The sequence below is a fragment of the Paenarthrobacter sp. TRD_SC_7 genome (assembly GCF_056156245.1).
Map to the genome: position 1 here is coordinate 2,900,151 of NZ_CM149587.1, position 25,730 is coordinate 2,925,880.

Consider the following 25,730-nt stretch of genomic DNA (forward strand, 5'->3'; position numbering starts at 1 on the left):
GAAGAAGGGGCACTTTTTGGCAGCAGCGTCAGCTGGATACCTTGAGTGCGACCCTCACGGGCGCGCCTGTCGCAAGCGATTCCTGGGCTGCATCTGCCACACGGTACGCCGCTACCGCGTCCTCCGGGGTGCAGGGATTCTCACGTTCGCCCATCACCAGCTCCACAAAGGCGACCATCTCGGAGCGATACGCCTGGTCAAAACGCTCCGCGAAGGTCTGGTGCGGCTCACCTTCAGGGAAGGAGACCCCGGCTTCAGCCGAAGCCAAAGCGATCTTTTCATCCAAGCCCACCATGACCGAGCCATGTGAGCCTTGGATCTCCAGCCGCACATCGTGACCGGCCCCGTTGTAGCGGCTGGCAGAAACCGTGCCCACCGTGCCGTCGTCGAAAGTGACTACAGCCAAAGCCGTATCCACGTCGCCCACGTCCCCAATGGCGGGATCGCCGTTGTTGGAACCCTTGGCATAGACCTCAACGATTTCGCGGCCAGTCAGCCAGCGAAGGATGTCGAAGTCATGGACCGAACAGTCCCGGAACAGGCCCCCGGATGTTGCCAGGAACTCGACCGGTGGTGGGGTCATATCGCAGGTGACTGCGCGCAGGGAATGGATCCATCCCAAGTCCCCGGATTGGTACGTACGCTTAGCCTCCAAATAGCCGGCATCGAAGCGCCGCTGGTGGCCGATTTGCACCACGCCGTTGTTCTCGCTGATGTAGTCCAGCACAGGCAGCGCATCGGATACGTTCATGGCCACGGGCTTTTCGCAGAACACCGGAACACCGGCATCCACTCCGGCGCGGATCAATTCCGGGTGGGTTGCCGTTCCGGTAGCAACAACCAAGCCATCCACACCGGAGTCGAGCAGCTCCGTTACAGAAGTCACGAACTCTGCACCCAGTCCAGCAGCGACGGAACGTGCATGCTCCGTGGCTACATCGGTCAGCTTCAAGCGGATATTGACGCCCCTGCGACTCAGCATTTCCTTGAGGGCGACGATGTTGTTGGCGTGCATGACGCCGATGCGTCCTACGCCAACCAAGCCAAGAATGACATCACTCATGATTTTCCTTTGAAGGTAGAAGTGTGACTGGTACCGGGAACACCACGCCGAGCTGGCGTCGGATCTCATCGGCTACTTCCAGGGTGCGGATGGAGGCCGCCAGCGTCCGATCGCTGGTTTGCGTGCTGCCGGCGGCAATGGCCCGGGCCACGGCCGCGGCCTCATAGTGAAGGCCGTCGAAGTGTCCGCCTGCTGGTTCATCGTGGCGTAGTCGGGAACCGTCGGGAAACCTGATCTCGAATGCGCCGGGCATGTTGAAGGGACCGTCGATTACCAAGGTGGCCTTTGAGCCAACAATGGTGGCGGCAGTGGGCGTGAAGTTATGGATGTGGGTGTTCACGACAGCCTGTGCACCGCCGTCGAACTGCATGACGGCGGACAACTGGGCGTTAACCCCCGACTCGTGGGGCTGACCGATTGCATACAGTTGGCGCGGACTGCCCAACACCTCCGTGGCCAGGGCCAGGGGGTACGTGCCCAGGTCAAGCAGCGGACCAGCGGCCAAATCCGGATCAAAGATTCGATGCGAAGGATCAAAGTGCTCACCGTACTCCGCCACCACGGTGGTGATGGTGCCCAGCGTTCCGGCATCGAGTATCTGCCGGATCACATCGAATTTTGGCAGGAAGAAGGTCCACATGGCCTCCGCGGCGAAGACACCTGCAGCCTCGGCACGCGCGGCGATGTCCCGTGCCTGGGCTGCATCGAGTCCGATGGGCTTTTCGATGAGGACGTGCTTGCCTGCATCAATTGCAAGGACCGCAGCCTCGTGGTGGGCGGTATGGGGCGTACACACGTAGACGATGTCTACGTCCGGGGCTGCCGCGAGCTCCTCATAGCTGCCGTAGGCGGCGGGAATGTCGAACGCTTCCGCAAACGCCTTGGACCGCTTCAGGGAACGGGAGCCGACGGCGGCTATTACCTGTTCGGTGTGCGCCTGGACGGATTCGGTGAACCGTTCGGCAATCCACCCGGGACCCATAATGCCCCAGCGCAGGCTCGGCGCATCGCGGGATTCCGGCACACGGGAGTGCGGGAGCCCTAATGTGGTCACGAGTAGCTGACTTTCGTAGACGTTCCGTCGCTATGCAGCGACTGGATCATGGCTTGTGCGACGAGGGAGGCGTTGAGCCCGTCCTGAGCGCCGGCAAGGGGCGTCGGCTCTCCGCCAGCGAGTGCAGAAATCCAAGCCTGCAGCTGAAGCCGGTACGCGGGGGCGACGCGGGGGCGCCAGTCGGCCGGGATCAGGCCCTGCCTGGCGCCGTCCTGTTCGATGCCCAGCAGGGACGATTCCTGAAGGGAAGTGGTACCCAGTTCTGAGACCACCTCGCAGCGGGTGGTGTAGCCGTACTGGGCGTTGAGGTACAGCTCCAGCGTGGTGAGTGTCCCGTCCGCCGTGCGGAGTGTCATGAAGGATGGATCCTGCAACCCGGCTTCGGCACGGCGGGTACTCTTGCCGGCCTGCCATGACACTTCCGTGATAGGCGAGTCCAGAAGCCAGGGAACGATGTCCAGCTCGTGGATAGCCGAATTGGTGATGGCGGATTCTACGGTCGTTCCTGGGGCCGCTGAGCCATTCCTGCTGACACAGTGAACCATCAGGGGTTCGCCCTGCTTTCTCCCGCGCACGGATTCCCGCAGAGCCACATAGCCCGGATCGAAACGTCGCATGAAGCCGAGGGAGAGCAGCGAAACGCCCGTTGCGGCCACGATGTCCGCGTCAGCCCCTACTACTTCCAGGCTTTCAAGGAGCGTTGGTGCCAGCGGCTTTTCGCAGAGCACAGGGGTCATTGCCTCGAAGCATTCAAGGACGAGACCGGCGTGCGTGGAATCATGCGAGGCAACGACGACGGCGTCCACCTCGCTGGCATTGATCAGCTCCGATGGGTCTGAGGTAATACGCGCGGTGGGCGGTGCCGCCGCGGCGGCACGATCGACGTCGAGGTCTGCCACAAAGGTGACTTCGGCGCCGCCGATGGTGGTGGAGAGGTTCCTGATGTGGTCCGCGCCCATGATTCCGGCGCCAATCACACCTACCCGGATCGACATGGTGTTCCCTTCTTTGCGATGTGTGTTCCTGCGCCGATGGCGCGCGCAGCGTGGCGGGGTGCTCCGGCAAGATCCGGAGCACCCCGCCCGATGTCGCCACTGGCCCGATGCATGCTACTGGGCCTGCGCTGACCGCTAGATGTGCTTCGGAGCGCCGGAGTTCACGCCGTCCGTCACGCCCGCAACTTCCGCTTTGACCTCTTTCACCACGTCGCCGTGGCCGCCCAACTGCTCCAGCTCATGTGCGAGTTCAGCAAGTTCGGCGCCGCCTGCCATCTGGGCGGTGAGTTCGTCGAGGGTGATGTCCTTCTTGTCGTAGTAGCCGATGGATTTGCCGCGTTTGAGCAGCAGGAATCGGTCCCCAACCGGGAAGGCATGGTGCGGGTTGTGGGTGATAAAGATGACGCCCAGGCCGCGGTCGCGGGCCTGGAGGATATAGCGCAGGACTACGCCTGACTGCTTCACACCCAGCGCCGCCGTGGGTTCGTCCAGAATGAGGACTTTCGCTCCGAAGTACACGGCGCGGGCAATCGCGACACACTGGCGTTCACCGCCGGAGAGCTGTCCAATGGGTTGCTCCACATCGCGCAGGTCGATGCCCATCTCGGCCAATTCCTTGAGCGTGATGGCTTTCATCTTTTCGACGTCCATGTACTTGAACGGTCCGAAGCCCTTGGTGAGCTCTGATCCGAGGAAGAAATTCCGCCAGATCGGCATCAGCGGTACCACTGCAAGGTCCTGATAGACAGTGGCAATGCCGGCGTCCAGGGCATCGCGGGGGGAACCGAATTTCCGTTCCTCACCCATGATGTTCAGGACGCCTTCGTCGTGCTGGTGGAGGCCCGCGATGATCTTGATCAGCGTTGACTTACCCGCGCCGTTATCGCCAAGCACGCAGGTAACGCGACCGTTGTCCACGGCCATAGTCACGTCGCGCAGGGCGATGATATTGCCGTAGTGCTTGCCCACCCCTTCCAGGGAGAGGAGGTGGACGGGTGTGTGGGTGAGGGGATCGCGCTCATTCTGAAGCAGCGTTTCCTGGTCGATCGCTTTGGCATTCATTTCCCGGGCCCCTTACTTGAGTTCCGCGCGGCGCTTGACGATGAGGTTGACGATGGTGGCGAGCAGCAGCATCAAGCCCAGGAAGAACTTGAACCAGTCCGGGTTCCACTGCGCGTACACGATGCCCTTGTTGGCCATGCCAAAGATGAAGGCACCAATAGCGCCACCCACGGCCGAGCCGTAGCCGCCTGTCAGGAGGCAGCCACCGATGACGGCAGCAATGATGTAGAGGAACTCGTTTCCAACACCTTCACCGGACTGCACGGCATCGAAGGCAAAGAGGTTGTGCATGCCCAGGATCCAGCCGCAGAAGCCAACCGCCATGAAAAGGCCGATCTTGGTCTTGGTTACAGGGACGCCAACTGCGCGGGCGGCATTGGCGTCACCGCCCACGGCGAAGATCCAGTTACCCACGCGGGTGCGCAACAGGATCCACGATGCCACTGCCACGAGGACGATCCAGAAGAACACTGTGATTTTGACTTCCACGCCGCCGATGCTGATGGAGGAGGCGAACACCGCCCGTGCCGATTCGAATCCGTCCAACTTGGAGATCGACGGCGAGGAGACGCTGCCGCCGATAAGGCGGGTTAGTGCCAGATTGAGGCCCGTCAGCATGAGGAAGGTCGCCAGGGTGACGATGAAGCTGGGGAGTTTGGTCTTGACGAGAATCCAGCCGTTGATGAATCCAATGCCGAGCGAGACCACCAGTGCCAGCGTGACACCAACCCAGGCATTCAGCGAGAAGTTCCAACTGAAGAGCGAGGCAGTCAGGGCGGATGAGATCACGGCCACACCAGTGGAAAGGTCGAACTCACCACCGATCATCAGCAGTGAAACCCCTACCGCCATGATGCCTATGGTCGATGAGCCGTAGAGCACAGTCGCGAGGGCGTTCGGTTGCGTAAAAGTCTGGGAAACAGAAGCGAAAAAGATGAACAGGACAACTGCTCCGACCAGTGCACCGACTTCGGGCCTCGCCAGGAACTTTTGGACCGGACTACGGCGTCCGACCCGTTCGTCGCCAGGGGCAGAAGCCCCCGCCGGCGGCAGAGTTGTTGTATTTGCCATAGGAATGACTCCTTGTTGGTCAGGCTGCGTGGCGGTTTTCCGCCACGCAGCCGGATGCCTGGATCTAGCGGACGCCCTGCTGGGCGAACTTGAGGACGTCGGAGGCGTTGGCCTTGTCCACAATGGTTGGACCGGTCAGTACGGGCTGGCCGCCGCCGATCTTAAAGCCGCCGCGCTTTGCCTGCCACAGGGCATCAACAGACATGTAGCCCTGAAGCCATGGCTGCTGGTCGACTGTGAAGATCACTTGGCCGTCTACGATCTTCTGGGCAAGTTCGGCATTCAGGTCGAAGCTGGCTACCTTGGACGAGCTGCCGGCATCAGTAACTGATTTGAGCAGGGTAAGGGTGATGGGAGCACCGAGACCGATGATCACATCAGCATCTTTGGACGCCTGAAGTTTGGCCGTGGCCGTTGACTGGACAGCGGTCATATCCTTGCCGTCGACGTAGAGGATTTCCGTTGCCGGCACCTTGGCCTTTACGCCGGCGCAGCGCGCCTCAAGGCCCACGTGGCCCTGCTGCTGGATGACGCAAACCGGGTGCTTGTATCCTTCGGCAGCGAGCCGGGTGCCGACTGCCTCGCCGGCAAGCTGTTCGTTGGACCCGAAGTGGGTGAAAGCACCGAGCTGGCTGGAAACGGATTCACCGGCATTGAGGCTCACCACGGGGATACCCGCATCAGTGGCTTTCTTCAATACATCCTTCAACGCATCCGGAGTTGCCACCGTGACAGCAATGCCGTCAACCTTCTGGTCGATGGCCTGTTGAACGAGCTGGGCCTGGCGCCCTGCTTCGGGATCGCTGGTGTACAGGAGTTCTACATTGTCCTTGTTTGACGCTTCTTCTGCCCCCTTGCGGACAATGTCCCAGAAGGTGTCTCCTGCCGCTGCGTGAGTAATCAGGGCCACCTTAATACGGTCTGTGCCGGCTACCTGTCCAGCGCCTGCACCCCCACCGGAATCTGCAGGTTTGCCGCCCTGGCTGGAACAGGCGCTCAGGGCCACCAACGGAACCACTGCTGCGACGACTGCCGCTTTGCGCCACGAGAATTTTGCCACCGTTATCTCCTTTGATGTCAGCTTCGGGCGTCCGGGGACTCGTTCCCGGATCGCCTGCTACCTCGATCATGGTGACCCGACTCACAAATGTCAATAGTTTGTCCTGACATTAGTATGTTTGTACGTGGCATCCACATTTCGACCTCACGATCCGGGTGCCGCCGTGGTGCCCCGAACCTTCAGGACGGGTGCAATCAGCTTGCGCTGCGGTCCCGTCGCGGCACCCTGGATGCGATCCAACAATGCCTTTGCAACATCCACTCCCACCACATCGCTGCGGTTGTCCACCGACGTCAGCTCAAGATAGCGGGACTTCGCCAGCGCTGAATTGTCATAGCCAATCACCGTGATATCCGTTGGGACCGACAAGCCGCGGGCCTTGATCGCACCAAAGGCGCCCAGCGCCATCGTGTCATTCGCAGCGAAAATCGCCGTGATGTCCGGGTGGTGATCAAGGAGCCAGCAGGCCGAAGCGTAGCCTGCCTCCTCCGTGGTACCGCCTTCCTCCCCCACGATCAGCGGTTCTACACCGGCTTGATGGAGTCGGCCCCGGAAGCCGTCCCTGCGGTGGGCTGCAGCGCCGCCGGAGCCCGAAAGGTGCCCGATCCTGCTGTGCCCGAGGTGCAGCAGGTGGTCTGCCGCCATTGCGCCGCCACCGTCGTCGTCGTTGGTGATGAGGTCAGCGTCGTCCGGAACTCCATTCCGCCACCCCGCCACCACGGTGGGAACTTCCGTGCCGCTCAGCGCCGTGGCGCCAGGTTCTGCTGCGATCACCAACCCATCCACATGCATGGCCAGCAATCCGTCAGCGGCCTCCTTGATGCGGTTTTCCCCGGGGCGGGAATCGGCGAGCATGACCTGATAGCCATGTTCGGTCAACACTGATTCCAGTCCGCGCAGCAGGTCAACAAACCAAAGGTTACGGTAGTCGTCGATGACGAGCCCGATGCTCTTGGTCCGGCTGCTCGCCAGCGTGGTGGCCGCCCGGCTGGGGCGGTATCCCAGCTCAGCGATGGCAGTTTTGACCGCCTCCCGGCGCTTGTCACTGACTTTCGCGGGATTCTGGAGGACCAGCGAGACCAGCGACGGCGACACGCCGGCAAGCTTTGCCACATCGTAAATCGTTGGGCGCCGCGCCTGCGGCGTACTTGTGCTCATGGGACCAACTTCCGTAGGTGGCTACCTAATCATCATGAATGATTGACAGGACATATAGACATGGCTACGCTCGAATTCAGCTTACAAAATTGTAGCGCTACAAAATGCCGTCGAGTCTCCCCGCCGCGGCAGAATTTCAAAGGAGAAATCATGGCTGAAAGCCTTGGCGTCGCGGTCATCGGCGCAGGCATGGCCGGCAAGGCCCATGCAGCGGCCTACCGGACTGCGTCCACCCTCTACAGCCCGGTGCTTCCGGAAATCCGTTTGGTCTCCATTGGTGACGTGAACGCTGAATTCGGATCGTTGGCTGCCCGCCGCCTCGGCTACCAACGCAATGACACCTCATGGCAGGCAATTGCAGCAGCGGACGATATTGACGTTGTAAGCGTGGTCATTGCGAACTCATTGCACCGCGAAGTGGTTGAAGGCCTCTTGGCCGCCGGCAAGCACGTGCTGTGCGAAAAGCCGCTTAGCGATTCTTTGGGAGACGCCCGCGCCATGGCGGAGGCTGCCCGGAATGCCAGCTCCATCGCGCGCATCGGCTTCACCTTCCGCCGCACTCCGGGCATCGCCTACATCCGCGACCTTATCCAGAACGGCACCCTGGGAAATGTCCTGCACTTCAGCGGCCGGTACTGGACCGACTACGGCTTCAGCCCCGAAGCGCCTATGAGCTGGCGCTACAAAGGCGGCCCCGGCTCCGGTGCGCTGGCCGACGTCGGAAGCCATCTGACGTACGTCTCCGAGTTCCTGTGCGGTGACATCAAGTCCATCAGCGGCGGCCGGCTCACCACTGCGATCCACAAGCGTCCGTTGCCGCTCAGCGCCGTCATGGGCCATGACCACGTGGCCGTTAGCGACACCTTCGAAGCTGTTGAGAACGACGACTACGCAGCATTCAACGCAGAGTTCGCAAATGGTGCAGGAAGTTTTGAAGTCTCACGTGTAGCGGCAGGACACGCCAATAGCCTGCAGTTCGAGGTGTTCTGCGAAAAGGGCGCAGCCAAATTCGACCAGCGCCGCCCATCGGAAATCCAACTGTTCCTCAATGACGGATCCGGCAATCAGAACGGCTACCGCCAGGTGATCCTCGGCCCGGGCCACCCGTACATTACTGGCGGCCTCGCCATGGACGCTCCGGAGGTGGGTTTCGGCCAAAACGACGCGTTCGGCTACCAGGCCCGCGCGTTCCTCGAGGAGGTTTCAGGCCTTGGCGAAGACAGATCCCTGCCTCGCTGCGCCACCTTCGACGAAGGCGTACGCAACATGGAACTGCTCGCTGCCGTCACCGAATCTGCCCTCAACAACGGGAAGAAGATCACGCTATGAAACTCGGCGTCTACAACGCAATCCTGCACGACCGGCCACTCCCGGAAGCACTCAAGGTAATCGCCGACCTTGGACTGACCGGCATTGAGATCAACACCGGCGGCTTCCTGCCCGCGGTCCATGTACCCACCATGGATCAGATTCTGGAGAGCGACGCGGCTCGTGATGAATACCTGGCCCTCTTTGAGGGGACCGGTGTTTCGATCGCCGGCCTGAACTGCAATGGCAATCCCCTGCACCCTAAGCGCGAAATCGGCGAAAAGCATGCTGAAGATATCCGCCGCTCCATACGACTGGCGCATCGGCTGGGACAAAAGCGGGTAGTCACTATGTCCGGGCTGCCCGGCGGCGAGCCCGGTGCCACCACCGTCAACTGGGTGGTCAACGCCTGGAACTCTGCTGCACTTGACGTATTGGACTACCAGTGGGCTGTCGCGGCGGAGTTCTGGAAGGAAACCGACCGCCTCGCGGCCGACCATGACGTCAAGGTTGCCCTTGAACTGCATCCGCAGAACATCGTCTTCAACACCGCTGATGTCTACAAGCTCATCGAACTGACCGGGGCCACCCATGTTGGGGTCGAACTGGATGCCTCGCACCTCTTCTGGCAGCAGATGGATCCGGTAGCGGTAGTCCGTGAGCTCGGCCCACTGGTGTTCCAGGCGGCGGCGAAAGACGTTCGCGTCAACCCTGGGAACGCTGCTCTCTACGGAGTGCTGGACAACAGCTTTCGTCGGCTCACCCCGGATGAGAACCGCACAAACCTTGGCGGCGACGAGTGGGCCAATGAATGGCCGAAGCATTCCGCATGGGACTTCGTGGCCCTGGGCCGTGGGCACGATACCGCGTTCTGGACTGAGTTCCTGCGCGCGCTGCATGAAGTGGACCCGGACATGCTGGTCAACATCGAACACGAAGACGTCTCCTTGGGCCGCATCGAAGGCCTCCAGGTAGCTGCCCAGGTCCTGCTGGACGCTGACGCGGCGCTCGCGGGCTCTTTGAACACGACGGCCTAGGCGTCTCGGTCCGGACCTTTTGGGACCAATGATTATCCTGAACGTCTACCACAATCGCCGCCGCGACGCGGACATCCTGGAAGTGGGTGCAAGCGGCGGCCTGCCGCGCCTACGGTAGCGAGGGTAGCTACATTGCTTCGGGCTGACGTTCAAGCCGACGCGCTCTCTTGGCGGGACGCAGGCCAGTCTCGGAACCGTACTCTGGAGGTCTTGGACGCCGTCCGCAACAGCGCGCTGGAAAATGTTGTGATCGCACTCTGAAGTGTCACTGCTCCATGGTTCAGAAAACGCCCGATGCCTGCCGGCGTCGGGCGTTTCTGCTGGTGACTGCGGAGCGCGAGTCTCTTGGTCAGGCCACTACTCCAGCCTTCTGCTTGAAAAGGTGCTCCAGTTCCTCAAGGGACTTGTCCTTGGTCTCCGGAACGGTGCGCCTGACCCAAACTATGGCGCATAGCTGCAGTGCCACGAAGATTAAGAATGTGGCTGACACTCCCATCGAGGAGACCAACTGCGGGAAGAAGAGGCCCACCAGGAAATTGAAGATCCACAGCACAAAAACGCAGATGCCCATTCCTACGCCTCGAACGTGCATGGGGAAGATCTCGGACAACGTCAGCCAAGTGACTGTGCCAATGCAGGATTGCATGGAGGCAAGGAACGTCACCATGAACAACAACACGAGGTAGGCCCTGAGTGTCCCCTCCGGTACAGCGAATGAAATTACCGAAATGGCTGTTAGGGATACAGCAGTGCCGCACAGGCCACCGATCAGCATCGCTTTCCTGGGAAGCCTGGTCATCATCCACATGCCCACGATCACGGCCACCACGGAAGTTACGCCGTTCACCACGTTGGCCAGCAGTGCACCTTGATCGCCGAAGCCGGACGAAGACAGAATGGACGTGCCGTAGTACATGATCGCGTTCACGCCGCTGATCTGGTTGATCACGGCAAGGCCCAAGCCCACCGCGAAGATCTTGCGAACCCAGGGGACGGTCAGGTCCTTGAACGTGCCCATCTTGGATTGGTAATCCTCGCGTGCGGCCCGCCGGACGTCGTCGAACTCTTCGGAAACTTCACCGGCGGCGCGGGTGCGCCGCAAAACTTCCATAACTTCGCTGAAGCGGCCGGAGGACGCGAGCCACCGGGGGCTCTCCGGCAGGACCAGCATGCCGAACCACAGAATCACGGCGGGAAGCGTGGCGATCACCAGCATCCAGCGCCACACGTGCATTTCTTCCGGGAAGAGGTTACCCAGCACGGCGTTGAACGTGAAGGCCAGGAACTGTCCGGTCACGATCATGAGTTCGTTCTGCGTGACGATCCTGCCGCGCTGCGCCGCGGGCGACATTTCGGCCAGGTAGACGGGAACGATCACCGAGGCACCGCCGACAGCGAGACCCAGGACGGTGCGGGCAAGGACCAGGAGCTCGGTGCTCGGAGCCAAAGAACAGCCCGCCGTCGCAAGGACGAAGATCAGGGACAAGCCCATGATCGTCTTGCGACGGCCGAAGCGGTCGGATAGCCGTCCGGCGCTGATCGCGCCGAACGCTGCGCCGAAGAGCAGCGTGGAGGTGACCAGTCCTTCGGTCAAGGGCGTGAGGCCAAGGTCTTTCTGCATGAAAGGAAGGGCGCCATTGATCACGCCGGTGTCATAGCCGAACAGCAGTCCGCCGAAGGTAGAGAACAAAGCCACCTTGCGAAGGAATTTCTTGGGGTTTTCCGGTCTGCTCGGCTTCCCGGACGGTGCCGGAAGAGTATCTAGCCGGCCAGTAGAGGCCTCGATTGAAGAAGACTTGGGCATGGCTTCCTTTTCTCGCTACCGCCCCTTACTTTGTCCGGGCAATGTAGTCGACCATCGTCTTGAGCTGGTAGCGGGAAACATCTTCCGCGTTCTCGTCCTCGGCAAAGACCGACGAGACCATCACGGTGTTCTCCTTGTCCAGGAAGCCGATCTCCTTCAGGCCGCCAAAGAACTCGTCCCAGTTCACGTCGCCGTCGCCGATCTTGAGATGCTGGTGGACGCGGACGGCGTTGCCGGGCGGGTTGGTGATGTAGCGGAGTCCGTGGGAGGCGTGGTGATCCATGGTGTCCGAGACGTGCACCAGGCGAAGCTTGTCCCCTGCTGCCCGCATGATCTCCAACGGCTTGTTGCCCATGTGGAAACTGTGCGAAGCGACGTAGACCATGCCGATGTTCGGTGAGTTCACGCCCCTGATGACACGGAGAGCGGCCATGCCGTCCTCCACGAAGTCGTCCGGGTGCGGATCAATGAGGACGTCCAGGCCCTCGCGTTCGATGATCGGGAGCAGCTCCTCCATGGAGCGGTAAAACGCACGTTCAGACTCCTCCGCTTTCTCCGGACGGCCGCTGAACTCGGTGTTCATGGTCTGGACACCAAGGTCTACCGTGATCTGGATGGCGCGCTTCCAGTAACGGACTGCGGCTTCGCGGGCGTCCTCGTCGGGTCCTGACCAGCGCAGGACCGGCAGGACCGAGGCGATTTCGACGCCGGCGTCCTTACAGGCCCCCTTCAGCTTTCCGATGAGTTCATCGTCGGCCTTTGGGTGGTTATAGAACGGGATGAGATCCGCGTGCGGGGTCATCTGCAGGTACTTGTAACCGAGATCGGCTGCCACGCGCGGGAACTCCAGCAGGCTGTGGCTGTGGTGGAACGGTGTGGGATCCAGTGCAATCTTCATGGTGAATGTCCCCTACTTGTACAGGTCCGGCTTGGTGTTCAGCTGAACCTTGACCTTTTCGCCCGACTTCTGGGCTTCGACGCCGGCCTCGCAGCAGGCCGCGGTGGCGTAACCGTCCCAGGCAGTTGGACCGCCGATTTCGCCGCGAAGGGCAGCATCCACCCAAGCTTGCACCTCGACGTCGTACGCAGCACCGAAACGCTCTTCGAAACCTGGGGTGACGTTACCGCCCCACTTGCCTGCGGACTGTATGTACGGGCCGTTGTCGCCGCCGATGCTCACAATGCCCTCTTCAAAAGACGCTTGCGTGGCTACCTGATAACCGAATTTGGCGTTGACATAGATTTCGACGTCGGCCAGCACACCGGATTCCGTTTCGAGCAGCACGTGCTGCGGGTCATGCTGGCCGTTCGGCGCACTGCGTGTGGGCTTGCCCAGGCGGACTTGGACGGAGGTGATTTCTTCACCCGTGAAGTAGCGGATGGCATCGAACTCATGAACTACGGAGTCGTTGATCAGCATCTCGTTGGTGAATCCCTCGGGCGTGCTCGGGTTCCGGTGCTGGTGGTGCAACATCAACAGCTCCCCCAATTCGCTGTTGCGGATGATCGCACCCAAAGCCGAATACTCGGCATCAAAGCGGCGCATGAAGCCAACCTGGATGCGTTTGTGGCCCAATGCCTGCTCAGCCTGGACGACCTTCCATGCGCTTTCGGCGTCAGGGGTCAGCGGCTTCTCGCACAGGATCGGGAAGTCCTTCTCCAGGGCCTTGTAGAGGATTTCCTCGTGGAGGAAACCCGGTGTGGCAATCAGTACGGCGTTCACGTCGCCGTTGTTGAGCGCCTCGTCGGCACTGGCCAGCGCCACGGCACCGTCGATTCCTTCAATGGCGGCTTGCGCGCGGGCAAGGTCGACGTCGACGACGGCGGCCACTTCAGCGCCGTGGATACGGGTGCTGAGGCGCTTGATGTGGTCCGCACCCATGCGGCCTGCGCCGATGACGGCAACGCGGAGAGTCTTTGTCACTGTATCTGTCCTTCGTGAAATATGGTTTGCTACTGGACGGCGCTACTGGACGGCGTTATTGGACCCTGGTGCGGGATCCGCAGGAAAGCAGGTAGTTCCGGGTCCGCTTGGCGATGGGCATCGGCACATCGAACGCTACCGGGTACATGTCCTGTTCCACGATGCCGAAGATCGGCCGGTTGAGGCCTTCTACGGCTTCGATGACCGCGCGGAGATCCGGGAGGCCGTTCGGCGGCTCAGTCATGACGCCGGCGAGGTTGGCGGCTGCCCAGGTCATGTTCTTCTCGTTCACCTCGGCGAGGACCTCGGGGTTGATCTGTTTGAGGTGCAGGTAACCGATACGGTCCGGGTAGTTCTTGACGAGCTCCAGGCTGGAAGCGCCGCAGTATTCGGCGTGCCCCGTGTCCAGGCACAGGTTCAAGTACTGCGGATCGGTGGCCGCCAACAGCGTTTCGATGTCATGTTGGGCACCGACGTGCGAGTCAGCATGCGAGTGGAACTGCTGGTGCAAACCGAAGTCCTCCAACAGGACCTTGCCCATTCGATTGTGGCCGGCGAAGAGGTCCGCCCACTGCTCGTCCGAGAGTTCGCCATTCTCCACGGCTTCTCCGGTGACGTCGTCGCGCCACATCGCCGGGATGACCACAATGTGTTCTCCGCCCATGGCTGCCGTCAGTTCGGCAACCTTTCGAGCTGGTTCCCATGCTTCGTCGTATTGCTTGGCACCACGGTGGAAGGCCGTGAAGACCGTCCCTGCGGTGACCTGGAGGTCGCGCTGCTTCAGCTCCTCAGCCAAGCGGGAGGGGTCGTTCGGCAGGTAGCCGTACGGACCCAGTTCGATCCACTTGTAGCCGGACTCCGCAACCTCATCAAGGAACCGTTCCCACGGCGTCTGTTGGGGGTCATCCGGAAACCAGACACCCCAGGAATCAGGGGCGGTGCCGATGATCAGCTTGTTCTCAACATCAGTCATGACAGCGTTGTCTTCCTTTGTGGCGGTGGGCACAGTTCAGTTGGAGGGGAAGTTGTAGGAGGCGCCGGAGGCGTGGGTGGGTTCGGGCCAGCGTGAGGTGATGACTTTGCCTCGGGTGTAGAAGGACACGCCTTCGGGGCCGTAGATGTGCTTGTCGCCGAAGAGGGAGTTTTTCCAACCCCCGAAGGAGTGGTAAGCCACCGGAACGGGCAGTGGCACGTTGATGCCGACCATGCCCACGGTCACGGAGCGCTGGAACTTCCGGGCGTTCGCACCGTTGGAGGTGAAGATCGCGGTGCCGTTGCCGTAGGGGTTTGAGTTGATGAGTCGGATGCCTTCTTCGAGGTCGGCGACACGGACCACTACCAGGACAGGTCCGAAGATCTCCTCGGTGTACGCGGTCATTTCGGTCTTGACGTGGTCGATCACTGTCGGGCCTACCCAGAAGCCGTCTTCGTGGCCGGGGACTACCAGGTCGCGGCCGTCTACCACCATGGCCGCGCCGGCGGTTTCGGCTTCGGTGACGATCTTGACGATGCGTTCCTTGGAGGCCGGGGTGATGACCGGGCCCATTTCGGCGTCGGGTTCGGTGCCGTTGGCGACCTTGATGGCCAGGGCTCGTTCTTCGACCTTCTTCACGATCAGATCCGCCGCATCGCCAACGGCGACGGCGACGGAGATGGCCATGCAGCGCTCTCCCGCGGAGCCGAAAGCGGCAGCGGCGAGGTGGTCGGCGGCGTTGTCCAGGTCGGCGTCGGGCATCACGATGGCGTGGTTCTTCGCACCGCCCAATGCCTGGACGCGCTTACCGTGCTTGGTGGCGGTCTCGTGGACATACTGGGCAATCGGGGTGGAACCAACAAAGGAGATCCCGTCGACGTCCGGGTGGGTCAGCAGCCCATCCACGGTTTCCTTGCCGCCGTGCAGTACCTGGAACACGCCATCAGGAAGGCCGGCCTGCTTCCACAACTTTGCCAGCAACATCGGAGCGGACGGGTCACGCTCGGAGGGCTTGAGGATAAAAGCGTTGCCCGTGGCGATGGCCATCGGAGCCATCCACAGCGGCACCATGACAGGGAAGTTGAACGGCGTGATGCCGGCAACGACGCCGAGGGGTTCGCGGAAGGAGAAAACATCGATGCCGGTGGAGACCTGATCCGAGTAGTCGCCCTTGAGCAGCTGCGGGATACCGCAGGCGAACTCGATCACTTCCAGGCCGCGGCCAATCTCGCCCTTGGCATCGGAGAGGACCTTGCCGTGCTCGGCGGTAATCAGCTCAGCAAGGTCGTCCACGTGCGCGGCAACGAGTTCACGGAACTTGAACAGCACTGCGGTGCGCTTGGCCAGGGAAATGTCACCCCACGAATCCGCCGCCTTACGGGCCGCGGCAACGGTGGCGTTGAGGTCCGCGTCGTTGGCAAGCCGAAGTTCCGCCGAAACCTGGCCAGTAGCCGGGTTGTAGACGGGTTGGGTGCGGTCGCCTTCGCCGGTGGTTTCAGCGCCGTTGATGAAGTGGTGAATGGTGGTCAGTGTGGTCGTCGTCGACATGTGCGGACTTCCTTTGGTCTGTGGGGTTCTAGCCGAGCAGCTTGCGCTGGCGGTTCTTGTGGTCGCTGTACGTCTTGTAGGCCTGCCGCGTGGATTCGAGATCGGAGACCTGCGAGACAGGAACGTCCCACCAGGACTCGGAGCTTGGGGCGTCCAGCAGAGGATCGGACTCGACGTGGATGACGATCGGCCCGGTTTCCGGGGCCGCCTTGGCTTCCTTGATCGCGGCGCCGAGGGCTTCGATGACGTGCTCCCCCGGTTCGATCCGGATGACCTTCGCGCCAAGAGACTCGGCATTGGTGGCGAGATCGATGGGCAGGTTCTCACCGGCGTCGAAGCTGTGCTGTTCCTTGTCCAGAACGCGGTACTGAGTCCCGAAGCGCTGGGAACCGAGCGACTCGGAAAGTGAACCGATGGAGGCGTAGCCGTGGTTCTGGATGAGGACCACGATCAGCTTGATGCGTTCAGCGACGGCGGTGACCAGTTCGGTGTGCATCATCAGGTAGGAGCCGTCCCCCACCATGACCACGACATCCCGTTCCGGGCCGCCTGCTGCGGCTTCTGCCAGCGCTGCGCGTTTGACGCCAAGACCGCCGGGGATCTCGTAGCCCATGCAGGAGTACGCGTATTCCACGTGGTAGCCGAAGGCATCACGGACGCGCCACATCTTGTGCAGGTCGCCGGGCAGGGAGCCCGCAGCGCAGATCACCACGTCCTGGTCATCCATAGCCTTGTTGGTGGCACCGATGATCTCGTTCTGTGCCGGCAACGGGGTGAAGCGGGTCTCGAACGCCTCGTCCACGATGGCGTTCCAGCGCTTCTTCTCCGTTGCGACCTTCTCTTCAAGGTCAGCGCCCACCCGGTAGCCACCCAAGGCTTGGTTGAGCTTCACCAGGGCCTTGCGGGCATCAGCAACGATCGGCAGCGTGGTGCCGTGCTTGTACGCATCGATCGGCGCGACGTTGATGTTCACGAACTTCACATCCGGGTTCTGGAACGCGGTGCGGGACGCGGTGGTGAAGTCCTCGTAGCGCGTGCCAATCCCGATGACGAAGTCCGCTTCGGCAGCGATGGCATTGGCCGCCGTCGTGCCGGTTGAACCAATGGCACCGAGGGAGAACTTGTGGTCCCACGGCAGGACGCCAACGCCTGCCTGCGTGTTGCCCACCGGAATGCCGGTCAGCTCGGCGAACTTGGCGAGTTCCTCGTTGGCATATGCATAGAGAACGCCACCGCCGGCGATGATCAGCGGGCGCTTCGCTGCACGGATCGCCTCAACGGCGCGGCGGATATCATCTTCCTCGGCCTCGGGACGACGGATCCGCCACTCCCGCTCGGCCAGGAACTCTTCCGGGACATCGAAGGCTTCGGCTTGGACATCCTGCGGCAGGGAAATTGTCACAGCACCGGTCTCCGCAGGGTCGGTCAGGACCCGCAGTCCGTGGTGGAACGCGGAGAAAAGCTGCTCCGGACGGGAAACCCGGTCGAAGAACTTGGACAACGGACGGAAGGCATCATTGACGGTGATGTCGTATGCGTACGGGAGCTCCAATTGCTGCAACACGGGGTCAGCAGCGCGGGTGGCGAACGTGTCGCTGGGCAGCAGCAGCACCGGCAGGCGGTTAGTCGTGGCCAGCGCAGCACCAGTCAGCAGGTTCGAGGAACCCGGGCCGATGGAGGTGCTGATTGCGAACGTCTGGCGCCGACGCGTGTGCCGGGCATAACCCACGGCCTGGTGCACCTGGGCCTGCTCATTGCGGCCCTGGTAATACGGCATGATCGTAGGGTCCGCGGCCTGGTACTGCTTTAACGCCTGACCCACACCGGCCACATTGCCGTGCCCGAAAATACCGAACGTGCCTGGAATCAGCCGTTCACGATACTCCACACCGCTGATGGAATCCACGGTGTACTGCTTGGAAAGGAACTCGACCACAGCCTGCGCCACGGTCATCCGACGGGTTGCTGTACCCATTACTAGCTACTCCGATACTTTCACTGGAATACGGTCTGACATGGTTCGCTCATCCGCCGCGGCGGGCAAGGGTGCAGAGTTGTTCAACAACGAGGCCGCGGTTGCAACAGCCCCCGCCACATCGTCGTCGTGCGGGTAAAGCAGTGTCCTTCCCACAGTGAGGCCTCGAACACCGGGCAAGGCAAGCGCTGCCTGCCAGCTGGCGAAAACTTCGTCCTGGCTGCCGTCGGGATCACCGCCCAACAGCACGGTAGGCATGGTGGTGGACGCCATGACGCGTTCCATCTCTGCCACGACCGGCAGTTTCATCCAGGTGTAAGCACTGGTGGAACCGAGGCCTTCGGCAATGCCGACGGACTTGATCACGGCGTCAGCGCGGAGATCGTTGCGGACCTTTCCGTGTGCATCACGGACGGAAAGGAACGGCTCCACCATGGCGATGAGTTTGCGTTCGGCCAATGAATCAATGGCTTTCGCCGTCGCCTCGAGGGTGGCTACAGTGTCAGGGTCACCCAGGCAGATGCGCGTGAGCATCTTGCCGCCATCCGCGCCGAGGGCTTCCAGCGCAGCCGCGGTATGTCCCGTGAAGCGGTCGTCGAACTCGTTAACCAGTCCTGCCAGGCCACCGCGATTCATGGAGCCGAAGACGAGCTTGCCTTCCAAAGCTCCCAACAACAGGAGGTCGTCCATGATGTCCGGCGAGGCCAGGATGCCGTCGACGGCAGGGTTCGCCAACGCGATCTGCAGCCGGTCCAAAAGGTCCCTGCGATCGGCCATGGCCATCGGTTGCGAACCAACGGCGAGGGAACCCCGTGCCGGGTGGTCGGCTGCGACGATGAAGTTCTGCGCGCTGTGTTTTAGGCCGGGATGGCGACTGCGGGTGGCTGCAGCGCGGGCGACAGCCTCGGGGTCCTCCAACCGGATCCGGCTCAAGTGCTCGTAACGGCGGGGATCGTCATTGAGGCTCAACGAACTACTCCTTCACTGAAGGTGTCGGCTGTGAGTGCGGCGGCTGCCAGAGTGGCACCAGGGATGGGTCGGCCGCGTTCGGCGAGCAACGAGGTGACTTCGTCCGGCGTCGGCATCGCATCTGCACAAGAGAGGCGCGAGGCGACGATTGCACCGGACGCGTTCGCGTAATCCAGGACTTCAGACAGTGGCCAACCGGAAAGCAGGCCGTGGCAGAATGCGCCACCGAAAGAGTCGCCGGCACCGAGGCCGTTGACGGTTTTAACCGGTACAGGTGCCGAAACGACACGTTCCGTGCGGGTCTTGGCCATGACGCCTTCCGGTCCGAGCTTGACCACGGCAATCTCGACGCCGGCAGCCAGCAGTCGGTCTGCCTGCTCATCAGGCGTCCCCTCACCTACGGCGACAGCGCATTCCTTGTCGTTGCCGATCGCGACGGTAACGTGCGGGAGGACTTTGGCAACCTCAGCTCGGGCTTCCTCTTCGGAGGCCCAGAACATTGGACGGTAGTCCAGGTCCAGTATGGTGAACTGGCCTTCTTTGAGGCCGGTCCGCGGACGGGCCTGATGTGCTTTGATGTGGGCACCACGGCTGGGCTCCTGGCAGAGCCCAGTGACGGTGGACCAGAAAATCCCGGCATCCCGGATCGCCTCCAAGTCCAGCTCTTCCGCTTTGATCTGCAGGTCCGGGGCGGTGGGAAAACGGCCGTAGAAGTAAAGCGGGAACTCGTCTGTTGCCGGCTTGATCGCACAGAAGGTCACGGCCGTGGGGTACTCCTTGACCGGGGAGACGAAGGAATCGTCCACATTGAATTTGTGCAATTCGCGGTGAAGGTAGTTTCCGAAAGCGTCGTCGCCGGTGCGGGTGATGATTCCCGCGCGGCGCCCGTGTCGTGCGGCGGCGACGGCCACATTGGAGGGCGAACCTCCAAGGTATTTGCCGAAGGACGTCACGTCCTCCAGATCCACCCCAATGTCGTTCGGGTAAATATCAACGCTGATGCGCCCGATCGTAAGCAGTTCGTGGGTCACGATAATCGTTGACCTTTCTCTTGTGAACTCTGAACCTTTGAGCGCTGGGCCCCAATGCCTGCCACCCCTCAGTGAGCGGGGCCACATGACTACTCTGCACCAGAATCAATGTCCTGTCAAAGGTTTGTACTGACATATTTACAACATGACACGGAACGCCTTACTTGCGCGGGACTGCGAGTTCTCCGGTGACATATTGGCTGCGCCCAAAGCCGAACGACCAGTCTCCCGGCGAGTTCTCCACGTAGCCCACAAAGACATCCTCGCCCGGGATCCCTACCTCCGCGAGACCTTCCGCAATAGCTTGGAAAAGGGAGCTCTTGGCCTCCTGGCTTCGTCCACCTTGGGTAAAGATCTGGATCATGACAACGCCGGGACTCCGCTCAAAACCCAAGCCCGCATCCTGCGCAACTATCTGACCGTGCGGATGTTCGGTCAGGATATGGAAGTAGTCCCGCTCCGGAATCCCATATTCAGCGAGGATGGCATCGTGGATCCCGCGGCTCAGCGCGGTCAGCTCCTCAGGCGAGCGGCCATGATTGACATCGATTCGAACAAGCGGCATTTTTGCTCCTTAAGTTTGTCCTGTCATACTAACAAATTGCTCGTGGAAAACTCAAGAACACGCCACTGACATGAGAGCGCTTGGCTTCGCCTCCAACGACGCCTAACCCCCACGCTGGCTGGCGAGGGGGTTAGGTGTGCTGAGTATCTACTGAGGCAGTTATCCGCAGTCGCTAGAGCGCAGCCCTGATTTTCTTAAGGTGCAGCCCACGGCACGGGATCGCGGCGGAAACCAGGTCTTGGCTGTGCTGGTGCTGCGGATCTGTAAAGAACTTGTCCGTGTCGGTGAGCTCCACCAGGCGCCCTTGGTAAAGGACTGCTACCCGCTGGCACATGTGCCTCACCACGTCCATGTCGTGGGTGATAATTATCAGGGTCAGCCCGCGGTCCCGGTGCAGGCGCTGCAACAGTTCAAGGATGGTCCGCTGGGTCAGCGCGTCCAGGGCAGACGTAGCTTCGTCACAGATGAGTACTTCGGGTTCCAACAGCAACGCCCGGGCGATGGTGACCCGCTGCAATTGCCCTCCGGAGCATTGACCCGGGCGCCGGTCCTCATCGCACTGGTGGCACCCGCACTTGCCTGGGCACTCCTGGTTCCCACTGGCATCATGTAGCTCTGACGAGCGAACGAACGCCGACGAAGCAGTTCGGCACGCGTAAGGAACCGCTCCTGCACACCACCGCAACAGGTAACCCGACCGACGGGCGCAGGAGCGCGACCCAACGCACCAAGGGCAGGAACACCATCGGTGGTCCTGCCCTTGGTTTGTACTTCAAATGTCAAAAGTCAGCGTGCTGTGACTTTAGTGCGATCCGAGGGTGATAGCGATCTCGTTGGGCACGACGTCAAGCTTGGACGATGCCGTGACCTTCCCGCTGGTCAAATCCACTGAGTGAACAGTGTTCGCTGCCGGCTCGGTGACGTAGCCGATGTTGCCGTTGACAACGATGGCTGGGTGGGCGTCCTGCCAATCGGCCGGGCCCTCCCAGGCTTGGATCACGGGGAATTCGTTGACGATCTTCCCGTCCTTTGGATCCAGCACGTGGATTGAGCCGTCTGTGGAGAGGATGTAGGCAAGATCTCCGGGTCCCCGGGCGACATCCCGGAAGGTGTACTGGACAGTTTCGGGGAGCTTGACCACGTTGAAGGTGTGCTTTTCGGTGTCGATCAGCGCCACAGAGTTAAGAAGGTAGCCTTCGGCGTCAGGATCAGTCTTGTAGTCTCCCACCACAATCGGGCTGGTCTCGGAAACGAACGCGTTGCCCATCCGGCCGTACTTGTCCGGTGCCGTGAACTTCTCGAACGTGCCGTGGTGGTAAAGCAGCGCGCCGTCCTCGCAGCCGAAGATCACCGCCTCGTCGGCTGCAGTTCCTTCGCCATGGATGCCTGGGCATTCTTTGCTTTCGGCCACTTTGTCCCAGTGGTCGCCGTGCGATTCGAGGGCCACGGCGCCGCTGCGTGAACTCTTGTCCCCAAGAGTGGTGAGAAGCTTCCCGTCCTCAAGCACAATGGACACGCCATGGTGCGGAGAGTCGGCCTTGTACGTTTGTGCCTCCGGCAAAGCCCCCTCAGCCTTGGCAAGGTCGTCGGTCTTCAGGATGGTGGTGGTGCCCGTACCGTCGTCGAACAGGACGGTGTTGCCGGCGTGCCGGACCACGTGGCCGGCAGCCGTTGCGTCAACCCGCAGATCGGTGAGCTTGGGTTCCACCGTATCCAGCAGCTGGAAGCCCGCCTTGGTGGTCACGAAGACATGGCGGTCATCCCCTGCAGCGTTCAGCCTGGTGAACTCCTCGGAGTCGAATTTCTTGACGACCTCCAATGTTTTGCCATCCAAGACGCTGATGCCTCCCGGGTAGGAGATGGCGACGCGTCCCTGCGCTTCGGCCGAATCCGTGGAGGATGCGCTGGGCGTATCGGATGTACCCGCTGGAGTGGTGCTGCCCGGTGTCGTGTTGGCGCAGGCGGATGCCAGGAGCGTCATCCCGGCAATCAGTGCGATGCCGCCCAGGCGGGTGCTTCTTTGGCGGAGCATGTAAGGTTTCCTCGTTCTGTTGTGGTGTTAAGCGTGCTGGGTGAAGTGATCAGGGTTTGAGCCCGGTGACTATGCGCTTGGTATTGGCGCGCATCATGTCCACGTAGGTTGCCGCGCCGCCGTCGGGTCCTGTCAGGGATTCGGTGAAGAGCTCCGCGACCTGGACCTCGACGCCGGCTTCATTGGCGAGGACTTGCACCAGCCGGTCCGGCTGGGACGAGTCCGCAAAAATCGTGGGGACGCCGGCACCACGGATGGCCTCGCTAAGTTGGCGCAGGTCAGCAGCACTCGGTGCCGCCAAAGTGGTCCCCCCGGGGATGACCGCACCAACAACCTGGAAGTCGTAGCGTTTGGCAAGGTAGCCAAAAACATGGTGGTTTGTGACCAAGGCCCGGCGTTCCTTGGGGATGGCAGCAAAGGCCACCGTCATTTCCGTGTCCAGGTGGGTGAGCTTGTCCCGATAAGCCGCAGTGCTGGCAGCAAGCCTGGCGGGATCGATTCCTTCAATATCGCGTGCGGCACCTTCAACGGCGTCAACAACGTCGATCATGGCTCCCGGATCGGTCCAGAAATGAGGGTCGGGCGCCCCTTCCGCGTCGCCGGAACTGTAAGGCACGACGTCGATCACCTCACCTGCCGCCATTACCGGGGCACCGGCTTTCGCGGCCCTGTCCAGGTGTTGCTGCAGCCCCTCCTCCAAGCCGAGGCCATTGGAAACCACAAGGTCTGCATTACTCATGAGGGCCGCTTGCTGGGCCGATATTTCGAAGGAGTGCGGATCAGCGTTGGGCTGCATGAGGGTCGTTACTTCAGCCTGGTCGCCGAGGACCTCTTTCGTGATGTCGCCCAGGATGTTGGTTGTCACCACTACCTGCGGCTTCTCCGGCGTCCCGGGTTGGGAGCAACCCGACAGAACCAGCCCGGCCACCGCGGTGAGGGCAAGTATCGCCACCCGCCTCATCGGCCGGTCTCCACGAAATGAACCGGCTTCGTAGGCAACTCGAGGGTCCGGGCAATCCGGGCGTCATCGGCATAGTCAATTTCATGGACCACGCCCTCGGCGGGCGCATTGACGTAGGCGCGTTGGGCGTCAACTGTGAGCTGAATATTGCCGGCGAAGGCTGGATCAGCCAGTGATCCGTCCAACAGCGGTTTCGTGCTGGCAATCTGTTCTTTGGATGATCCGTCATATACCTGAACCGTGCCGTCGGCGCCGATGACCACCACGTGGTGGTCGGCGTCGTCGACTGATGCGGCAGCGACAACGGGGGTACTCGTCGGCAGCCATTCCCACGTGCGCTGGCGGGTGTTCAGGAGCCAGACACCGGAATCAGTGCTGAGGCCAGCAATCGTGGGCCTGCTCTTGCGTCCGTCGAACTCGGTGGCCGGGGCAGCGACACCGTCCGGGTAGGGAACTTTTTCGAATGTTGGTGTTGACCCCTCCATGGTGGCGATCACCGCACCATCCGAGCAGCCAACCACCAATCCCACCCTGGTGGTGATAGTTCCCGCCGCTGCGGGGCAGTCGGTGGTGGCCAGTTCCTTACCGGTGGCGTCGATGGCTCGCAGGCGGGCGGCCTTTCCTGCATCGTCGGATTCGGTCACGACTGCCCCTTCGCCCAGCGGAGCGATCAAGCCTGCGTGCGGTTCGGTCTTGAAGCGAAGGGTCTCGGAAATGGTCCCGCCGGCGAGCGCCGGATTATCCAGAAGTACGGCCTCCCCTGAGTTTGGGAAGAACATCCCCGTCGTACCGGCCGTCGACAGCAGCCCTGTGGCAATGGTCGCAGTACCTTCACCGTCAACCTTGCCAATAGTCCTCGCTGCGCCCCGGTAGTAGTGGAAGTGATCCACGTGATCCCAGGTCCAAGCGCCACTGTCCACGATGTCCACACCGGTGTTGCTGGCCGCAAAGACGTAACGCCCGTCGGTGCTGACATCAGCCGGAGGCCGGACCTTCCCCAGCCGGGACTGTGCCCCGTTCAGGAGGTCCAGCATGGAGGCTTCGCCTTCGGCGTCGATGGCCACAAGGTGAAGCTGCGGTTCAGCGACCTCGGCCACTCCGGTGATCGCCCCGTGTCCGTCACCGGTCGACGCCGATTCGCTCGCGTCCGGTTGCGGCGCCTGCGCAGTGGACGGGCTGCCACACCCCGCAAGCAAGAGCAGTGCCAGCGTGGCTAGTGCCACCGGTTTTGTACGGAGGTTCATGGCTACTTTCCAGTGAGGGATACAAAGACAGGGGCCGGTTCCGGCTCAGAAGTTTTGACCGCCCGCGTGCGGCGTCCGGTGTTTAGCTGCCCACCAATAGCGGACAGGGCGGCCAAAGCGATGGCGGCCATGGCAATGGACGCGCCGGCCGCTGTGCCGGCATACCAGGAACACAACAGGCCAAGAGCCACAGCCACAATGCCGAAGGTGGCTGCTACCGCCATACGGGCCGGAATGCTGCGTGTCCACGGGCTGGCCGCAACTGCCGGCGCGAGCAGGAGTCCCACTACCAGCAGCGAGCCCACAGCTTGGTAGGAAGAGACAACAGCAAGGGTTACCAATCCCACCAGTGCCAGCTGGGCTACATGTGGACGGAGTCCCAATGTTTGGGCGATGCGCGTATCAAAGGCTGCGGCAACGAAGCTGCGGTGGAAGATGACGGCGATCAAGATGGTGGCAATCGCCGCCAGGAACAGCCCCAGCAGGTCGCCCTCGTCCATGGCGAGGATGTCACCAAACAGCATGGCGGTTGCGTCCGTGGCAAAAGAGCGTGAGTGGGACACAATGATGACCCCGAGCGACAGCATGGAGACGAAGAGGAGGCCGATGCTGGTGTCATACGACAAGCGGCCGCGGCGCTGCAGCAGGCTGATCATCGCGCTCATGACGACCGCGCTCACGGCCCCGCCCGCTATGGCCGGAGCGCCTGCGACTGTTGCCAGCGCCACACCTGGCAGCATCCCGTGACCGATGGCTTCGCCAAGGAAGGCCATCCCTCGAATGATGACCCAAGTGCCAACGACACCGCAGATGATCGCGACGAAGGCGCCACCGACGAGGGCCCGGAGGAAGAAGTCTGCGGTAAACGGTTCAGTTAGCCAATGCACTCAGCCACT

At 61.7% G+C, this 25,730-nt stretch carries 22 protein-coding genes and 1 pseudogene; 2 read left to right on the forward strand and 21 right to left on the reverse strand.

The features are described from left to right. Positions 1–28: 28 nt before the first annotated feature. From AC0J5Z_RS14105 to AC0J5Z_RS14135, 7 genes are all read right to left on the reverse strand, one after another. Positions 29–1,063, reverse strand: coding sequence for a Gfo/Idh/MocA family oxidoreductase (locus AC0J5Z_RS14105; protein ID WP_475033247.1), 1,035 nt, complete (start codon positions 1,061–1,063; stop codon positions 29–31). Continuing rightward, positions 1,056–2,117, reverse strand: a complete 1,062-nt coding sequence (locus AC0J5Z_RS14110; protein WP_475033250.1) for a Gfo/Idh/MocA family protein — start codon at positions 2,115–2,117, stop codon at positions 1,056–1,058. The genes AC0J5Z_RS14105 and AC0J5Z_RS14110 overlap by 8 nt, the downstream gene beginning before the upstream one ends. After that, complete coding sequence (locus tag AC0J5Z_RS14115) at positions 2,114–3,112, reverse strand: Gfo/Idh/MocA family oxidoreductase (protein ID WP_475033252.1); 999 nt, start codon at positions 3,110–3,112, stop codon at positions 2,114–2,116. The genes AC0J5Z_RS14110 and AC0J5Z_RS14115 overlap by 4 nt, the downstream gene beginning before the upstream one ends. A gap of 135 nt (positions 3,113–3,247) precedes the next feature. After that, a complete protein-coding gene (locus tag AC0J5Z_RS14120) occupies positions 3,248–4,174 on the reverse strand; it encodes an ATP-binding cassette domain-containing protein (RefSeq protein ID WP_475033254.1) in 927 nt (308 codons plus the stop codon). A 12-nt stretch (positions 4,175–4,186) separates the two neighbouring features. Further along, positions 4,187–5,245: an ABC transporter permease gene (locus AC0J5Z_RS14125; RefSeq protein ID WP_091467185.1), complete on the reverse strand. Its 1,059-nt coding sequence runs from the start codon at positions 5,243–5,245 to the stop codon at positions 4,187–4,189. Between the two features lie 64 nt (positions 5,246–5,309). Further along, on the reverse strand, positions 5,310–6,305 hold the full coding sequence (locus tag AC0J5Z_RS14130) for a substrate-binding domain-containing protein (RefSeq protein ID WP_475033257.1): 996 nt from the start codon (positions 6,303–6,305) through the stop codon (positions 5,310–5,312). A gap of 144 nt (positions 6,306–6,449) precedes the next feature. Beyond that, positions 6,450–7,463 carry a LacI family DNA-binding transcriptional regulator gene (locus tag AC0J5Z_RS14135; RefSeq protein WP_475033260.1) on the reverse strand — a complete coding sequence of 338 codons (1,014 nt, stop codon included), beginning with the start codon at positions 7,461–7,463 and terminating at the stop codon, positions 6,450–6,452. Between the two features lie 150 nt (positions 7,464–7,613). Here AC0J5Z_RS14135 and AC0J5Z_RS14140 point away from each other — a divergent pair, with 150 nt between their 5' ends. Together AC0J5Z_RS14140 and AC0J5Z_RS14145 are read left to right on the forward strand one after the other, a co-directional pair. Beyond that, on the forward strand, positions 7,614–8,792 hold the full coding sequence (locus AC0J5Z_RS14140; protein ID WP_475033262.1) for a Gfo/Idh/MocA family protein: 1,179 nt from the start codon (positions 7,614–7,616) through the stop codon (positions 8,790–8,792). Further along, a complete protein-coding gene (locus AC0J5Z_RS14145) occupies positions 8,789–9,808 on the forward strand; it encodes a sugar phosphate isomerase/epimerase family protein (RefSeq protein WP_475033266.1) in 1,020 nt (339 codons plus the stop codon). The genes AC0J5Z_RS14140 and AC0J5Z_RS14145 overlap by 4 nt, the downstream gene beginning before the upstream one ends. Before the next feature lie 349 nt (positions 9,809–10,157). Here AC0J5Z_RS14145 and AC0J5Z_RS14150 read toward each other — a convergent pair whose 3' ends face one another. The 14 genes and pseudogenes from AC0J5Z_RS14150 to aztB all read right to left on the reverse strand — a co-directional run bounded on the left by AC0J5Z_RS14150 (position 10,158) and on the right by aztB (position 25,721). Next, positions 10,158–11,612: a sugar porter family MFS transporter gene (locus tag AC0J5Z_RS14150; protein WP_475033268.1), complete on the reverse strand. Its 1,455-nt coding sequence runs from the start codon at positions 11,610–11,612 to the stop codon at positions 10,158–10,160. 25 nt (positions 11,613–11,637) lie between these two features. Next, positions 11,638–12,510: a sugar phosphate isomerase/epimerase family protein gene (locus tag AC0J5Z_RS14155; RefSeq protein WP_475033270.1), complete on the reverse strand. Its 873-nt coding sequence runs from the start codon at positions 12,508–12,510 to the stop codon at positions 11,638–11,640. A gap of 12 nt (positions 12,511–12,522) precedes the next feature. Beyond that, on the reverse strand, positions 12,523–13,536 hold the full coding sequence (locus AC0J5Z_RS14160; protein WP_475033272.1) for a Gfo/Idh/MocA family protein: 1,014 nt from the start codon (positions 13,534–13,536) through the stop codon (positions 12,523–12,525). A gap of 55 nt (positions 13,537–13,591) precedes the next feature. Continuing rightward, positions 13,592–14,509, reverse strand: coding sequence for a sugar phosphate isomerase/epimerase family protein (locus AC0J5Z_RS14165; protein ID WP_475033276.1), 918 nt, complete (start codon positions 14,507–14,509; stop codon positions 13,592–13,594). A gap of 36 nt (positions 14,510–14,545) precedes the next feature. Then, positions 14,546–16,057, reverse strand: a complete 1,512-nt coding sequence (locus tag AC0J5Z_RS14170) for a CoA-acylating methylmalonate-semialdehyde dehydrogenase (RefSeq protein ID WP_475033279.1) — start codon at positions 16,055–16,057, stop codon at positions 14,546–14,548. Between the two features lie 28 nt (positions 16,058–16,085). After that, positions 16,086–18,032: a 3D-(3,5/4)-trihydroxycyclohexane-1,2-dione acylhydrolase (decyclizing) gene (gene iolD / locus AC0J5Z_RS14175; protein WP_475033281.1), complete on the reverse strand. Its 1,947-nt coding sequence runs from the start codon at positions 18,030–18,032 to the stop codon at positions 16,086–16,088. 6 nt (positions 18,033–18,038) lie between these two features. Next, positions 18,039–19,001, reverse strand: coding sequence for a Cgl0159 family (beta/alpha)8-fold protein (locus AC0J5Z_RS14180; RefSeq protein ID WP_475033285.1), 963 nt, complete (start codon positions 18,999–19,001; stop codon positions 18,039–18,041). Next, positions 18,998–20,032: a 5-dehydro-2-deoxygluconokinase gene (gene iolC, locus AC0J5Z_RS14185; RefSeq protein WP_475033288.1), complete on the reverse strand. Its 1,035-nt coding sequence runs from the start codon at positions 20,030–20,032 to the stop codon at positions 18,998–19,000. Before iolC ends, AC0J5Z_RS14180 begins: the two co-directional genes overlap by 4 nt. Before the next feature lie 160 nt (positions 20,033–20,192). Beyond that, positions 20,193–20,597, reverse strand: coding sequence for a tautomerase family protein (locus AC0J5Z_RS14190; RefSeq protein ID WP_475033290.1), 405 nt, complete (start codon positions 20,595–20,597; stop codon positions 20,193–20,195). 172 nt (positions 20,598–20,769) lie between these two features. Continuing rightward, a pseudogene (locus AC0J5Z_RS14195) lies at positions 20,770–21,147 on the reverse strand (ATP-binding cassette domain-containing protein); the annotation flags it as partial. A gap of 252 nt (positions 21,148–21,399) precedes the next feature. After that, positions 21,400–22,629 (reverse strand): zinc metallochaperone AztD, encoded by a 1,230-nt coding sequence (gene aztD / locus AC0J5Z_RS14200; RefSeq protein ID WP_475033295.1) that lies wholly within the window; start codon positions 22,627–22,629, stop codon positions 21,400–21,402. Positions 22,630–22,678: 49 nt separating this feature from the next. Then, positions 22,679–23,590 carry a zinc ABC transporter substrate-binding protein AztC gene (aztC, locus tag AC0J5Z_RS14205; protein ID WP_475033297.1) on the reverse strand — a complete coding sequence of 304 codons (912 nt, stop codon included), beginning with the start codon at positions 23,588–23,590 and terminating at the stop codon, positions 22,679–22,681. Next, complete coding sequence (locus tag AC0J5Z_RS14210; RefSeq protein ID WP_475033299.1) at positions 23,587–24,834, reverse strand: ABC transporter; 1,248 nt, start codon at positions 24,832–24,834, stop codon at positions 23,587–23,589. The genes aztC and AC0J5Z_RS14210 overlap by 4 nt, the downstream gene beginning before the upstream one ends. A gap of 2 nt (positions 24,835–24,836) precedes the next feature. Beyond that, positions 24,837–25,721, reverse strand: coding sequence for a zinc ABC transporter permease AztB (aztB, locus tag AC0J5Z_RS14215; RefSeq protein ID WP_475033302.1), 885 nt, complete (start codon positions 25,719–25,721; stop codon positions 24,837–24,839). Positions 25,722–25,730: the final 9 nt, after the last annotated feature.

Coding starts and splice junctions, on each gene's coding strand:
- AC0J5Z_RS14105 (WP_475033247.1), bottom strand. CDS start 1,063: ATGAGTGATGTCATTCTTGGCTTGGTTGGCGTAGGACGCATCGGCGTC.
- AC0J5Z_RS14115 (WP_475033252.1), bottom strand. CDS start 3,112: ATGTCGATCCGGGTAGGTGTGATTGGCGCCGGAATCATGGGCGCGGAC.
- AC0J5Z_RS14120 (WP_475033254.1), bottom strand. CDS start 4,174: ATGAATGCCAAAGCGATCGACCAGGAAACGCTGCTTCAGAATGAGCGC.
- AC0J5Z_RS14125 (WP_091467185.1), bottom strand. CDS start 5,245: ATGGCAAATACAACAACTCTGCCGCCGGCGGGGGCTTCTGCCCCTGGC.
- AC0J5Z_RS14135 (WP_475033260.1), bottom strand. CDS start 7,463: ATGAGCACAAGTACGCCGCAGGCGCGGCGCCCAACGATTTACGATGTG.
- AC0J5Z_RS14140 (WP_475033262.1), top strand. CDS start 7,614: ATGGCTGAAAGCCTTGGCGTCGCGGTCATCGGCGCAGGCATGGCCGGC.
- AC0J5Z_RS14145 (WP_475033266.1), top strand. CDS start 8,789: ATGAAACTCGGCGTCTACAACGCAATCCTGCACGACCGGCCACTCCCG.
- AC0J5Z_RS14150 (WP_475033268.1), bottom strand. CDS start 11,612: ATGCCCAAGTCTTCTTCAATCGAGGCCTCTACTGGCCGGCTAGATACT.
- AC0J5Z_RS14155 (WP_475033270.1), bottom strand. CDS start 12,510: ATGAAGATTGCACTGGATCCCACACCGTTCCACCACAGCCACAGCCTG.
- AC0J5Z_RS14165 (WP_475033276.1), bottom strand. CDS start 14,509: ATGACTGATGTTGAGAACAAGCTGATCATCGGCACCGCCCCTGATTCC.
- AC0J5Z_RS14170 (WP_475033279.1), bottom strand. CDS start 16,057: ATGTCGACGACGACCACACTGACCACCATTCACCACTTCATCAACGGC.
- iolD (WP_475033281.1), bottom strand. CDS start 18,032: ATGGGTACAGCAACCCGTCGGATGACCGTGGCGCAGGCTGTGGTCGAG.
- AC0J5Z_RS14190 (WP_475033290.1), bottom strand. CDS start 20,597: ATGCCGCTTGTTCGAATCGATGTCAATCATGGCCGCTCGCCTGAGGAG.
- aztD (WP_475033295.1), bottom strand. CDS start 22,629: ATGCTCCGCCAAAGAAGCACCCGCCTGGGCGGCATCGCACTGATTGCC.
- aztC (WP_475033297.1), bottom strand. CDS start 23,590: ATGAGGCGGGTGGCGATACTTGCCCTCACCGCGGTGGCCGGGCTGGTT.
- AC0J5Z_RS14210 (WP_475033299.1), bottom strand. CDS start 24,834: ATGAACCTCCGTACAAAACCGGTGGCACTAGCCACGCTGGCACTGCTC.